This window comes from Runella sp. R5_40 (assembly GCF_057652295.1).
The window spans coordinates 1-14146 of the sequence record NZ_JBYFCH010000001.1 but is presented as its reverse complement, the minus strand read 5'-3'; the positions used below and the strand labels follow the sequence as shown (position 1 = coordinate 14146).

At 44.2% G+C, this 14146-nt stretch carries 10 protein-coding genes; all 10 read left to right on the top strand.

Annotated features, from left to right (window positions below; all coding sequences use genetic code 11):
* Positions 1-9: 9 nt before the first annotated feature.
* Entirely contained in the window at positions 10-498 is a 489-nt protein-coding gene (locus AC23N5_RS00050) for a hypothetical protein (protein WP_487754041.1), read from the top strand.
* A 33-nt stretch (positions 499-531) separates the two neighbouring features.
* Complete coding sequence (locus tag AC23N5_RS00045; RefSeq protein ID WP_487754040.1) at positions 532-2904, top strand: M43 family zinc metalloprotease; 2373 nt, start codon at positions 532-534, stop codon at positions 2902-2904.
* A gap of 177 nt (positions 2905-3081) precedes the next feature.
* Positions 3082-5253: a nitrite reductase gene (locus AC23N5_RS00040; RefSeq protein WP_487754039.1), complete on the top strand. Its 2172-nt coding sequence runs from the start codon at positions 3082-3084 to the stop codon at positions 5251-5253.
* 4 nt (positions 5254-5257) lie between these two features.
* Positions 5258-6001: a uroporphyrinogen-III C-methyltransferase gene (cobA, locus tag AC23N5_RS00035; protein WP_183971969.1), complete on the top strand. Its 744-nt coding sequence runs from the start codon at positions 5258-5260 to the stop codon at positions 5999-6001.
* A 130-nt stretch (positions 6002-6131) separates the two neighbouring features.
* Positions 6132-7382 carry an MFS transporter gene (locus tag AC23N5_RS00030; RefSeq protein ID WP_487754038.1) on the top strand — a complete coding sequence of 417 codons (1251 nt, stop codon included), beginning with the start codon at positions 6132-6134 and terminating at the stop codon, positions 7380-7382.
* 56 nt (positions 7383-7438) lie between these two features.
* Positions 7439-7627, top strand: coding sequence for a C1orf53 family protein (locus AC23N5_RS00025; RefSeq protein ID WP_487754037.1), 189 nt, complete (start codon positions 7439-7441; stop codon positions 7625-7627).
* A gap of 154 nt (positions 7628-7781) precedes the next feature.
* The gene (locus tag AC23N5_RS00020) at positions 7782-10826 is read left to right on the top strand and encodes a sensor histidine kinase (RefSeq protein WP_487754036.1); all 3045 of its coding nucleotides are present in this window, start codon (positions 7782-7784) and stop codon (positions 10824-10826) included.
* The gene (locus AC23N5_RS00015; protein WP_487754035.1) at positions 10823-11611 is read left to right on the top strand and encodes a LytR/AlgR family response regulator transcription factor; all 789 of its coding nucleotides are present in this window, start codon (positions 10823-10825) and stop codon (positions 11609-11611) included. The genes AC23N5_RS00020 and AC23N5_RS00015 overlap by 4 nt, the downstream gene beginning before the upstream one ends.
* 97 nt (positions 11612-11708) lie before the next feature.
* Complete coding sequence (locus AC23N5_RS00010; protein WP_487754034.1) at positions 11709-11984, top strand: LytR/AlgR family response regulator transcription factor; 276 nt, start codon at positions 11709-11711, stop codon at positions 11982-11984.
* A 164-nt stretch (positions 11985-12148) separates the two neighbouring features.
* The coding region (locus AC23N5_RS00005; protein ID WP_487754033.1) for an Ig-like domain-containing protein at positions 12149-14146 on the top strand (1998 nt) is incomplete at its 3' end.

The window sequence follows — 14146 nt, the reverse complement described above, 5'->3', positions numbered from 1 at the left end:
CTTATAGAGATGAAAAAAAGTATGCTTATTACCTTCGTCGGTATAATCATAGGTGCGCTAAGTGGGTGTACCGAAAAGTTAGATCCTAAGCCGTTGACTTACTCTCAGTTACTCACGGGTACTGAAAAGAAAACGTGGGTGCTGAGTGGGGTTACGATTGTTGATGAAAAAGACCCGTTCGATTTGGCAGGAAGCGATGTCCTTGAGGCTTGTCAACTCGACGACCAGTTTGTGTTTTATGCAAACGCAGAAAAGAAAATGGAATACACCAACGGGGCAACCAAATGCCGTACCACGGAGCCAGATATTCTCATCACAGATGTGTGGCAATTGACGAGCGCCAATGCAACGCTCGAAATGGGCATTCCTCGGTTGTTTGGCAGCTTTAAGTTGCCGTTTATCGTAAAGACATTGACCGAAAACACAATGGTTCTTGAGTATTATTTCGGAGATGTTGATGCGAGCTATCGTTTTAAATTTACATCCACAGGGAAATAATTTAGTGCCTCGTCTCAATTTTGTACAATTACTATGCGCCAGTTACTATACATTTTTGCCCTTTCTATTCTAACGAATTTTGCCGCCCACGCACAGCGGCGCCCCGAACCCTGTGCCACCATGGAAATGGACAGCCTACGCCGACTTCGATTCCCTAGCGAAGGTAGCCTTGATGATTTTGAGCGTGATTTACAGCGCAAAATGGTCGAGCTAAAGTCCAAAATGGCATCTAGCAGAGGGGCGGCAGATATTATCACCATCCCCGTTGTTGTACACGTGATTCACAACGGAGAAGCAGTAGGAGTGGGGAGAAACATCAGCCAAGCGCAAATTCAGTCGCAGATAGAGACGCTTAATGAAGATTTTAGACGAAGAGTAAATACCAACGGTTTTAATAATGACGCCCGCGGAGCCGACATCGAAATTGAGTTTTGTATGGCCCAATTTAACCCCAACGGCCAACGAATGACGGAGGCTGGTATTGATCGGGTCAATGGAAATCGTACAAGTTGGGCACGTACTGACATTGAAGGTTCGCTCAAACCAACTACTTCGTGGGATCCCAACAAATATTACAATATCTGGGTGCTTGATTTTGCCGCACAAGATGATAACCTGTTGGGATATGCCCAGTTTCCAAGTAGTTCGGGACTGTCGGGGATTCCATCGGGTGGTGGGGCGGCCAGTACCGATGGGGTTGTGATTAACTACGCCAATTTTGGAAATTCTCAAAAAGGTAGCTTTTCTCTATTGAGAGCACCTTATAACCTCGGCAGAACACTTACGCACGAAACAGGTCACTGGCTGGGCCTTCGCCACATTTGGGGAGATGCCGCTTGTGGAGATGACTTTTGTGCCGATACCCCAACCCAAGCGTCAGAAAGCCGTGGCTGTCAAAAAGGACGTATCAGTTGCGGAGGAGCAAACATGGTCGAAAACTACATGGATTATTCGGACGACGGTTGTTTTAATATTTTTACAAAAGACCAAAAGACACGGATGCGAACGGTCATGGAGGTTAGTCCGCGTCGGGCAAGTTTGCTTACTTCTAACGTCTGTGGTCAACTCATATCGGGGAGCCCAATTCCCAATTTTGTGGCTGAAAACCGTACGGTATTGCTAGGTGGGCAAGTACGTTTCACGGATCTTTCTACCAATTTTCCAAACGCCTGGAAATGGGAGTTTGAAGGAGGTGACCCCGCTACTTCGACGAGCCAAAATCCGACGGTAACGTACACGACTGCGGGTAAGTTTAAGGTAACACTCACTGTGTCAAACACCGCAGGAACGTCAGCCCCACTTGTACGAACAGAATATGTTGAAGTAATAAACGCGGGATTATGCGCTACCGTCACCAATTTTTCTGGAACAGGCACTGTCTTACGTCAAACGGGTGGTACGGGATACATTGCAGGACAAAATAGCCGTCGAACCCAAGCAGTGGCAGAGTTGTACTCAAACCCGCTTGGATACACCAACTTACGAGGTGCGACCCTGAAATTTGGCGTAGCCAAGGCCGCAAAAAGTACCGAAACGGAAAGCGTCGTACGGGTTAAAGTATGGAATGCCCGCGGTTTTCAAGGAGGGCCAGGTTCGGAGTTGACAGTTAAAGAAATTCCGTTGCGTAAAATTTTGGACGATGTGAAAAACAACCGAGAAACCAAGGTAGTTTTTGACCAAAATATCAACCTTTTAAGCCAAAATAACCTCGCATTCTTGATTGGAGTAGAGTTTGATTACGTGGCGGGAGATACCGTAGCCCTTGTCACTACCCGCGATGGCGAATCGCTTAACGCCACTTCTTGGGAGCGAAATTCAAGTGGTAGTTGGGATCGTTATATTGTGCGTACAGGTTTGAATATTGCTCATTCTATCACTGCCGATGTAGGGATGAAACCTTCGGTGCAGATACAAGCATCGGCACAATTTATTAACCCTGGTGAAGCTGTTATTTTACAAGCACGGGGAGCAGGGGTAATCAATTGGTCGCCGTCGGAAGGACTCAGCTCAACGCTGGGGCCTCAAGTAACCGCCCGCCCAACCCGTACACTGACGTATTTAGTGAAAGGCTCAGGCTCGGATGTGTGTCGTGACTCGGCAAGTGCCACAATTTATGTTCGTAATGTTCAAATTTTGGGCAGTGAAACCTTGCCAGACAAAGAACTAACGCTGAGTCCTAACCCAACCGATGGCATGGTAGAAGTGAAATTTACCAATTCATTGCGCGGAAAAGTGCTCTTGCGCTTGCGAAGTATCACGGGTGCGGAAGTGTGGCGAGCCGAGTTTGAAAAGAACACCGATGCGTTTGTGCAGCCAATCAACGTTCGGACTTACCCTGCGGGCGATTATTTCATTGATTTGCAATTGGGAGATTATGCCGACCGAAAACGCCTCGTGAAGTTTTAATCATAACCTTTGGTTATTGCCTATTCGTTGTTTTTGGGCTTATTATTAGGAAATTAACACGGCAAGCCCGTACTTTGTATCACCAATAAAGGGAAACCTTATTTTAAAGGGAGTAAAATCCCTTTAAAAATTTATAAATTAAAATATTAACTCGATAGAGTTTAAGTGTTAATAGATATGTCAAACATCCAATTCACATCAAACATAAGCGAAGCCGCGCGCCGCGATATTCTTGAGTTAGAAAGCAAAATCAGCTTTTTTAGCGGCGGAAACGTACCCGAAGAGGCTTTTCGTAAATTCCGCCTTGCAAGAGGGGTGTATGGTCAACGCCAAGCGGGGGTACAAATGATTCGTATCAAACTTCCTTATGGTCGTATTACTGCCGATCAGTTGGTGCGAATTGCCGATTGTTCTGACAAATATGCCACAGGAAATCTCCACGCCACTACGCGTCAAGATATTCAGTTGCACTTTGTAAAGTTGGCCGACTCGCCAGCTTTGTGGGCCGATTTGGAAGATGCGCAAATAACCCTACGCGAAGCTTGTGGTAACACTGTTCGTAACGTAACAGGTTCTGCGCGTGCGGGAATTGATCCGTTGGAACCGTTTGACATTACCCCGATTACCCACGGCATTTTTGAATATTTTCTGCGCAACCCAATCTGCCAAGACATGGGGCGTAAGTTTAAAATTGCGGTGTCATCTTCCGAAAAAGACTCGGCCTATGCTTTTATGCACGATGTGGGTTTGATTCCACTCGTACGTCTCAATGAGCAAGGCGAGGAAGTCAAAGGCTTTCGGGTGTTGATTGGTGGTGGCCTAGGCGCACAGCCGCTTTTGGCAAAACCTGCGCACGAGTTTTTGGAAGAAAAATTCGTTATACCGTTCATTGAGGCCGTTATTCGCGTATTCGACCGTTACGGAGAGCGCGTGCGCCGTCACAAAGCGCGGATGAAATTCCTTTTGGCTGACATCGGTTTAGAGGAGTTTTTGAAGCGGGTAAATGAAGAATGGACATCCATCAAAAACAAAGAATACCTTCCAGAAGGGCTCGACTTTGCGAGTTCGGACTTATACACTTCGACGCGTGAAGGTGGAGTGACAAAAGAAGAACTAATCGCGGCTTCGACCTATGATACCTATACAAAATGGCTTCAAACCAACGTTTTTGAACAAAAACAAAAAGGCTGGTACGCCGTGCAGCTCCGCGTTTTGTTGGGTGATATGCACTCGTCAACAGCGCGTAAATTGGCCGACATTGTGCGCCAATACGCCGCTGACGATATTCGCGTTACCGTAAATCAAGGCTATTTGCTTCGTTTTGTAAAAGCAGAAGATTTGGCCACGGTTTATCAACAATTGAGTGATTTGGGATTGGCCGAGCCTGGTTTTGATACCACCGCCGACATCACCACTTGTCCAGGAACGGATACCTGTAACTTGGCGATTTCGAGCAGCTATGGTATTACTCGTGCGCTCGAAATTATGATGAAAGAAGAATTCCCTGACATCATTTACAACAACGACATCAAAATCAAAATCAGCGGTTGTATGAACGGCTGCGGTCAGCACAGCGCTGCCAATATCGGTTTTCACGGAAGTTCCATCAAAAATGGTAAACTCGTATTGCCAGCCTTGCAAGTGTTGTTGGGTGGTGGATTCAACGGATTGAACGAAGGCATGATTGGCGATAAAGTGGTGAAAGTGCCGACCAAGCGTGGCCCTGCGGCACTGCGTTTGTTGTTGCAAGACTACGAAGCCAATTCGTTTGAAGGCGAGTATTACAATGATTACTACCTCCGCCAAGGAAACAAATATTTCTACGCGATGTTGAAGCCGTTGGCCGATTTGACAACCGCTACGCCAAGCGACTACATTGATTGGGACCACGAAGAGCCTTTCCAAACGGAAGTCGGAGTAGGAGAATGTGCCAGTGTGTTGGTGGACTTGGTGGGGACGACGCTCATCGAAGCCCAAGAAAAACTTGGTTGGGCTTACGAAAACCTTGAAAAAGCCGTTTGGGCCGACGCTATTTATCATTCATACAACGTGTTTGTAACGGGTGCGAAAGCCATGCTTGTGAGCAAAGGCGTGCCTACCAATACACAGTACGGCATTATCCGCGACTTTGACGAGCACTTTGGCGCAGAATTTGGTCATTTGACGGAAGGTGGTTTCAAAGAGCTGGTATTTAGCATCAACAAAAACGAACCAAGCGAAGCCTTTGCTCGTCAGTTTGTGGAAGCTGCTGGTCAGTTTTTGAACAAAGTAAACGAATTGCGTCAAGCACAATTGGAAGAAGTAGAAGAGCCAGCGTTATCGTTGGTAGAATTTGGAAAAGACAGCTAGTTTTATGAAAGTCACCCTCATTGGAGCAGGCCCAGGTGATCCCGAATTAATCACCTTAAAAGGCATCAAAGCCCTCAAAAGCGCTGATGTAGTGTTACACGACGCTTTAGCCAGTACCGAACTGCTGGAGTATTGTAAACCCGATTGCGTGATTGTCAACGTGGGTAAGCGTTTTGCCCAACACAGCTGTAACCAAGACGTTATTAATCACCTGATTGTCGAATACGCCCAACAATACGGCCATGTGGTACGCCTCAAAGGTGGTGATTCGTTCATTTTTGGTCGTGGCTACGAAGAACTCGAATATGCGGAGCGTCATGGCATTACTGTAGAGGTAGTGCCAGGGATTTCGAGTAGCTATGCAGTGCCTGCTTTGGCGGGGATTCCGCTCACGACCCGAGGTATGAGTGAGAGTTTTTGGGTGATTACAGGCACGACCAAAGACCACAGCCTATCCAACGACTTGTCGTTGGCGGCGCGTTCGTCGGCTACGGTGGTGGTATTGATGGGTATGCACAAACTTCCCGAAATCGTAGAGACGTTTGCACAGTTAGGAAAGATAAATTTGCCCGTAGCTATCATCCAAAATGGCAGCCGTCCCGACGAAAAAATTGTCACGGGGAAAGTCGGAAATATACTTCAACTAGCCCAAGCCGAGGGAATCGGCTCGCCCGCCATCATTGTGATTGGCAAAGTAGCGCAACTCGCCGACAAAGTAAAAGAAATTTCTCAATTAGCTGATTATTAGCCCACCCTTCATTTATTTGACAAGTCCCCCATCGTCGATGGGGGCTTTTTTTTAGTACCCCAAGCAACTTTACCCGCTCAAATTGGGTTGAGTTTTTGAGTACGTTTCTTAATCAACCAAAAAATTTACGTTGAAAACTATCTCCACCGATCCTTACGCCGCGCTGCGTTATCCAGAGTTTGTCAACCTGATAACCACCAATAGCCTCATTACGGCAGCGCTTTTGATTCAGGAAGTGGTGATTGGGTATGAATTGTACAAAATTACCCACGACCCACTCTCATTAGGTTTTATTGGGCTGGCCGAAGCCATTCCTTACATTTCGTTGGCCTTGTTTGGTGGCCATTATGCCGACCGCAAAGACAAGCGCACCATCATGCAAATCAGCCAATCAGTGATTTTGGTTTGCTCTTTGGGGCTCATTGCGTTGATGAACCCCGAAAACCGCAACCACCTTTCGCAGACGTCGTTGTTACTGACAGTTTATGGTATTTTGGCGGTTATTGGTTTTGCCAAAGGGTTTTATTCACCCGCCGTGTCGTCGATGAAAGCCTTTTTAACCCCTCGCGAAGTATATTCAAACGCTGCTACGTGGAGCGGGACTTTTTGGCAAGTAGGCGCCATTGCAGGCCCAGGCGTAGCTGGATTTTTATACGCTTATTTGGGATTGATAAATACATTGTGGGTTGTGGTCGTGATTTTGGCCATCACGCAGGGAATGCTACTTTTGATTTCCAAGAAGCCCATTCCGCGGGCTGCCGAAGAAGAAACGGTCAGTTTGTGGCAAAGCATCAAAGAAGGAATTCAATTTGTATATCAACAAAAAATTCTCCTCTACTCCATTTCGCTCGATTTAGCAGCCGTGCTTTTTGGGGGAGTAATTGCGATATTGCCCGTTTTTGCCGAAGACATTTTAAAAGTAGGCGCCGAAGGGCTCGGAATCTTACGTGCTGCGCCGTCGGTAGGGGCAGTCTTGACGATTTTTATGACGGCGTACTTTCCTCCCGCTCGGCATGCATGGCGCAATATGCTTATTTCGGTAGCAGGTTTTGGGGTAGCTACGCTTGTTTTTGCAGTTTCAACCCACTTTTGGTTATCGGTCGTGATGTTGTTTTTCACGGGAGCGTTTGATGCCATTAGCGTCGTCATTCGCCAAACAATTTTGCAAGTTGTCCCGCCCGATCACATGCGGGGACGCGTTATTTCGGTCAATAGTGTCTTTGTGAGTTCGTCCAACGAGATTGGGGCGTTTGAATCAGGAGTGCTTGCCAAAGTAATGGGAACCGTACCGTCGGTGCTTTTGGGCGGAAGTCTGACGATGGTTATCGTCATCTGGGTGTGGATTAAATCCAAGGAATTGTTTAAAGTTGAATTAATGTAAAAAACATTTTTGGGCACAATTGGTTACATACCTACTGTGCCCAAAAATCTATAAAAGTGCGCGAACCTTCCTCTTCACAAAAATCAACAGTTACCTCTGGCCGTCATGGGTTAGAGAAAGAAGATTATTATACCGACGAAAACGGTTTCATTGTATTCACGGCGGCGTATCATCTCAAGCGGGGTTACTGCTGCAAAAACGGCTGCCGCCATTGCCCTTATGGGTTTAAGAAATCCCAAGGGTAGTAGGCTTTTAACCTGATTTTTTGAGAATCGACCAAATTATGGGTTATAATTGTAATATGTAGTTAAGAAAAACTATATTGGAAAACGAGTTCAGGGGAGTTAGGCATGGCTAATGATGAGGCTGCTCTAACCAAGCACTTGGACTTGTTTTTATATGCGCATCGTTTTACTCATTTTCTTTAGTGCTGTTGTATCAATGTGCATTGCGCAGCACTATCCTATTCTCCATTATACCCCCCAAGACGGCCTGTCGCAGCTGCAAGTGATGGCGACTCTTCGCGATAGTAGAGGGTACCTTTGGATTGGGACAAAATACGGTTTGTGTAAATTTGATGGAGAACGTTTTGAGCGATTTGCCCCCAATGGTAAAACGATAGGAAATATCGTTCAAAAATTGGTAGAAACGAAGGATGGTTACCTCTATATAGAATCCAATGCGATGATTTCGCGATTTGATGGCAGAACTTTTGTTGCGCTTAAACAAGACGAGGCTAGCTATTCGAATGTATGTATTGACAACGCAAATCACCTTTTTTGCTTGAATACCGCCACGGGAGAGTTATATACCAACATCAACGATTCGCTGGTTGCTGCCAATTGGCCTTCACTTAAAAACAAAAGGCTATCTCGACTTATCTATGATGCTCCCAAAAAGGCACTAATCGCCAATATTGATTCTTTGGGTTTGGTAGCAATTACTTCCCAGCAGCTTACTCCCATTTACCAATTGCCTCAAAAAGTGAGTATTGTAGATTCGTGGTTGCGTTCTCGCGGAGGGCAAGCAGTGATTCATCGTCAATTCGGTGGACAAAACGAGCAGTTTTTAACCGAATTTGGATCTAATAATTGGCAAGCATTTTTGCAAATAGTTGATAAAAAATGGAAAGTACTTCACATTGTTCCGTTTGATTGGTTATTTACGTTTGAAGGTAAGACGTATTTGCTGGAGGCTAAAAGCCAAAAAGTAACACAGGTGTTTCCCAATGAATTTAATCACAATACTATTACCTATTCTACGTACGGAACTTGGATAGGTACCGAAAAAGGGCTTGTGTTTATTGTCCAAAATGGCATTAAGTATTTCCCAGAAAGTGAGGTGCCTTACGCATGGTCGGTGGTAGAAGATGCCCAAAAAAGAATGTGGTTTTTGAACTTTGCTAACCCCATTCAGCAGTTTGATGGAAACCGACTTGAAAACGTCAAAGGGTATTCAGAAAAAATCATTAGCCAATTAAAAGCAGCGAAAGTGACCAATAGTCCGTCTTCACAAGATGGGTGGTATTATGCGGCATTACGGGATAAATTAGGGCATTTATGGTTGCCAAATAGCAGTGGTGCCGTTTGGTACGATGGAAAAAAGTGGGAGCTTCTTTTACGACCCACCCTAACGAATAAGACTTCGATTGCGTTTGGGTTGCTGGAAGATGCCGACCGAAACGTAGTTTTACAAGGGGGGGAAGGAACGGTTCAAATTTTTGAAAATAAACCTCCCTTTCGTACGAAGACACTCAATGCTACAAACGGGATGAATATCAAACCATACGTACTCAGTATGGCACTTGAAAAAGCAGGGGTGTATTGGTTTGGAGGGGGAAGAATACTCAGCAGGTACGATAGCGACAAGGAAAAATGGACAGAATACTCATTCGACAATCAAAAATTAGCAGCTCGTGGGATTTTTGATTTGAAATTTGATCGTAAAAAAACGCTTTGGGTCGCTACTTTTACCAAGGGGCTTTGTTATTTGGATAACCGACGCGATACCGTTAGGTGCTTATCTACGCCCGAATTAAAAGAGCCTGTACATGCCATTTATCCAGTCAATGACGATTATTTACTGATTGGGTCGTTACGAAATTTGTACATCCTGAATTTAAAAAAATGGTATGCTTCTCGAAAAGTAGAGCTGCGATGTTTTAATCATCATAACGGTTTTGTCGCGATTGAGCCAGGACAAAATGGGTTTTACCGCGACTCGAAGGGCCAAATCTGGCTCACTGGAGGAGCGGCTTTGTCGGTGATTGACCCCGAAAAAATCAATTTTAAACCAGAACCACTTCGTACCTACATCAGTAAACTGAATGGTCGGCGGTTGCCATTTCTACAGTTCTTATCGGATAGCGTTTTTGCACTGCCGTTTGGCGAAGGAAATGTACGCTTAGAGTTCGAATCGGTAGGGGAGGATAAGCCTTTTGTGTCTCAGTACAGTTACCTCGTAGAAGGGCTCATGGACGAGTGGTCGGCTTGGCAAGAAGAGCCCGTCGCAACGCTCGTGCATTTGGCTTCGGGAACATACAAAGTACGAGTGAAGTCGCGTACGGGAGGGACTGGTACGAATAAAAGCCAAGAAGCCACGCTGCGTTTTTCGGTACGGGTATGGCCTTGGGATTCGCCGTATTTTCCGTATTATGCTTCTTTGGCAATGATTGGTTTATTGGCTGTGGGTGGGGTGATTTATCGGAAAAATCAACAGCAAGTACGTCGCGAAAAGCGGGCGGCGCGAGAGCAAGCCGAGAAAGCCGCCAAAACGGAGCAACTGGTCAAAGTGCTTGAAGTACAGACCGCTCAAGCCCAAATGCACCCGCATTTTATCTTTAATGTACTCAATACGTTGCAGGGATTGGTCTATAAACAAGAGACTGCCCGTGCCAACGAACACATCGTAAAGTTAGGGGATTTGATGCGAAATTATTTGTCGGCTTCTTTGTCGTTGGATGGAACGCGCGAATCGCTGGAACGAGGAATGATTACCCTTGAGCAAGAGATTAAGTTGTTGCAGATGTACGTCGATTTTGAGCAGTTGCAATACCGCGACCGTTTTGATGTTTTCATTGAAGTTCCATCATCACTCAGCCCTGATTTTTATCGTATTCCTCCGCTATTGATTCAGCCATTTGTCGAAAACGCTATCAAGCACGGGGTGTTGGGTGAGCTTTCAAGAAAAGGAAACGTATGGATACGGTTCTGGTTGGATGCCGACGAAACGTTGGTCTGCGAAGTCGAAGACGATGGAATTGGTCGCAAAGCGGCCGAGCAAAAAAGACGCAATGCGTACCAGACGCACCGTTCGGAAGGAACAAATTTGGTAAAAAATCGCGTCCAATTACTCAACCAACTTGGTTTTTACATTGAGATACACACCATTGACCGTCCCGAAGGGGGAACACACGTAACAATACGAATGAACGACCGATTATGAAAAAACTAACCACTCTCATTGCCGAAGATAGCCAAGAACAGCTGGAACTCATTCGTCACCTCGTGGAAGACCATTGCCCGCAGGTTGCGGTCGTAGCCGAAGCGTTGACGTTGGAAGACGCCTACATTGCAATCAAGCAGTTTCAGCCCGATTTGGTATTGCTTGACGTAGAGTTTCATGCCCACGAAACCAGCTTCAATTTATTGGATCGCTTAAAACAAGAAAACGAGCTTTCTTTTCAGGTGGTTTTTTTTTCGGGTCATGCCAAAGAGAAAAATTATGCGTATTCGGCCCTGCAGTACGCCGCCTTGCAATGCCTCCAAAAGCCCATTGACTACCGTCTTTTGGTAGAGGCGGTGGAAAGGGCTGCGCTTTTTGCCGAGGCCAAAAATGTGGTTCAGCTACGTGCTCAATACGAAGTACTCATGAACCTTGTCAAGACCCGAAATTTTAGCGATACGCCCCTTTTTATCCGTACGTCAAAGGGGAAATGGGAAAATGTGAATCCCGATGATATTCTGTATTTAAAGTCGGCGGCTACCGTTACGATGATTTATCTCAAAGGAGGCAAAGAAATTATTGGAATGGAACTGATAGGCTATTATGAATTTTTGACGGAAAATCCTCAATTTTTTCGGGTTCATCAAAGCCACATTGTGAACCTAAAGCACGTCAATAGCTATGACCCCAAAGAGCGTATGTTGTTTCTCACCAATGGCGAAACACTGGAGGTAGCTCGCCAACCCGACCGAGAATTGCGAAAAAGACTAGGAATGAGGCTATAAAGCGACCGAATTATGCCTAATACTACCAAATTCTGGTTTTGAATTGCTCGCCGTTGGTGGTTGATGTAGTTTAGCTACATACTCAACCGCCAGCCTTATGCGATTTCTTCAATTTGACAAAGACAAACTTGCCGACGTTTTTTTGTTTGAAGCCGAGCGTAATTATACGATGGTGTACTACCACAATGGCCATCGCGACGTATATAGCTTCCCGCTCAAGCGCTTTCATGAGTTCTTGCTCAACGAACCCAGTTTTGTACGCATCCACAAGTCGTACTTAGTCAATCGCCGTTACATCAAGGCTGTTGCCCGCGACCACATCCAGCTTCACAATGGGCAGTTTTTACCACTGGCTAGAAGAAGGATAATGTGAAGAGATTTAGCATTTATATGTTATTCTGAACAGAGGCTTTGTTGCATGAATTGAGTAATGTGCTGTAAATTAGTTAGTTATCAAATAATATCAGATTTTTAACTACATAAAAATATTCATACAACAAAGTCCTGAATGGAACGTAAATTTAAACTATTCACAAAATGAAAAAAAATAAGTTAAGCATATTGATTTTACTGGCAATTTTAGGAGGTAGAATTAAGGTATATTCTCAGAAATCTATTCCACTGTGCGGAACAGATATAGTAATGAAAAATGACATAGTATTACAGAGAAAATTGTTGGAATTTGACCAAGAATACTTTCATGATAAAAGAGCCAGAATAGCTTCCGCTGATACAACAACTATTTATACAATTCCTGTTGTTTTTCATATATATCATTTAGGGGAACCAGTTGGTACAGGTTCTAATGTGTCAATTGAAAGTATTCAAGCCACTTTAGCTTCTATCAATGATGTGTTTCGTGCTAAAGGTTCACATAAAGGTATAACTCCTGATACTAAGATACAATTTGTTTTAGCTTCACGTACTCCTGATTGTCAGGCAACCAATGGTATTATTCGCATAGATACCCGAACTATATCAGAATACGAATCTAATGGGTTATCTATTGGCAGTAGTATTGTATATTCGCTTAGAAATTTGAGTAGTTGGCCCAAAAGCCATTATATTAATATAAGAGTAGTGCATAAAATCAATGGAGATGGTGGATTTGCTTTTTATTTTGATGATATGTTTATGCCCAGCAATTCAGTGAATGGGAATGATGGTACTTTTTGGGCTCATGAAATGGGTCATATTATGAATCTTTATCACACCTTCCAAGGTGATGGAGGCGGCCAATTTTGTCCTGAAAATTCAGACCCTGAAAATCAAGGTGATCAAGTAAGTGATACTGAACCTCATAAAAGGGATGACGACTGTAATCAAAGTGCCATTAATCCTTGTACAGGTCGTTTTTTTGGTCCTGTATTGAAAAATATTATGAGCTACTCTTGCAATGAACTTTTCTCACCTAAGCAAGTAGAACGAATGCGATATTCGCTAATAAATTCAAATAAGGGTCTTGTCAATTCTTTGGGTAAATATCCTCCTTCAGCAGGTTCTCCTGCATCTGCGTGTTTAGTCCAAGCTACAAAAGGCCCCAGTTATGATTGCACTATCAAGAAATTTAGTTTAGGGGAGTTTACTTATAAGGGTATACTTCCTTCTGAGGGTTCATCGGCTATAAACTATGAAGATGCTAGTTGCGTATCAAAAACTAATTTGAGAGCAGGAAATTCATATGAATTTACCTTGACTGCAACATGGACTAATTCTGTTTACGCTAAAATTTATATTGACTATAATAATGATGGTGATTTTGATGATAACAAAGAAATTGCATTTAGTGGAAACAATGATTTGTCGACTTTTAATGGAAATATTACAATACCAACTAATACCATTAAAAATACGCTTATAAGAGCACGCGTAATGCTTGACCCTAGTCCTAATATTGATGCTTGTAATTTGCCAGGTGATTACAGAGGTTCGGGGCTGGCAGTTGATTTTGCTATTAATATTTTATCTGATAATTGTATTGAACCACCTGCTCCAACTACTACTAATGCCAGTCGATGTGGGTTAGGAAGTGTTAATCTAACAGCATCTGGTTGTTCAGGTACTTATAATTGGTATACGGCTCAGGAAGGGGGAGTTCATTTAGGAAGTGGAAAAGATTTTACTACCCCATCATTTGATATTACGACGATTTATTATGTTGATTGTACAATAGGAGAGTGTATAAGTTATAGATCTTCCGCTATCGCAGCAAATTCAGGCCCTTTAGTACCCATAATAGGGGACATAGTTACTGGAAGCGACCAGTCGGTGACATTATCAGTGGCTAATTGTAGAGGTAATGTATCTTGGTATGATGCTGTAGTTAATGGCAATAAATTGGCTTCAGGGCCTACCTTTATAACCCCTGTTTTGACTGCTACCACTACTTATTATGCCAGTTGTGAAATTAATGGATGTGTGAGTTCCAGAGGAAGTAGTGTCATTAAAATAGTGCAGCTGGAGTGGTCCTATTTAGACGGACAGTCGAAAAGCGTAACTTTACAAAGTTATGTCATCAAAAACAACCAAGCAACC

What these genes read in the sequence shown, in the direction of transcription:
- AC23N5_RS00020 (WP_487754036.1), top strand. Translation starts at nt 7,782, where the DNA reads ATGCGCATCGTTTTACTCATTTTCTTTAGTGCTGTTGTATCAATGTGC.
- AC23N5_RS00015 (WP_487754035.1), top strand. Translation starts at nt 10,823, where the DNA reads ATGAAAAAACTAACCACTCTCATTGCCGAAGATAGCCAAGAACAGCTG.
- cobA (WP_183971969.1), top strand. Translation starts at nt 5,258, where the DNA reads ATGAAAGTCACCCTCATTGGAGCAGGCCCAGGTGATCCCGAATTAATC.
- AC23N5_RS00010 (WP_487754034.1), top strand. Translation starts at nt 11,709, where the DNA reads ATGCGATTTCTTCAATTTGACAAAGACAAACTTGCCGACGTTTTTTTG.
- AC23N5_RS00040 (WP_487754039.1), top strand. Translation starts at nt 3,082, where the DNA reads ATGTCAAACATCCAATTCACATCAAACATAAGCGAAGCCGCGCGCCGC.
- AC23N5_RS00045 (WP_487754040.1), top strand. Translation starts at nt 532, where the DNA reads ATGCGCCAGTTACTATACATTTTTGCCCTTTCTATTCTAACGAATTTT.
- AC23N5_RS00050 (WP_487754041.1), top strand. Translation starts at nt 10, where the DNA reads ATGAAAAAAAGTATGCTTATTACCTTCGTCGGTATAATCATAGGTGCG.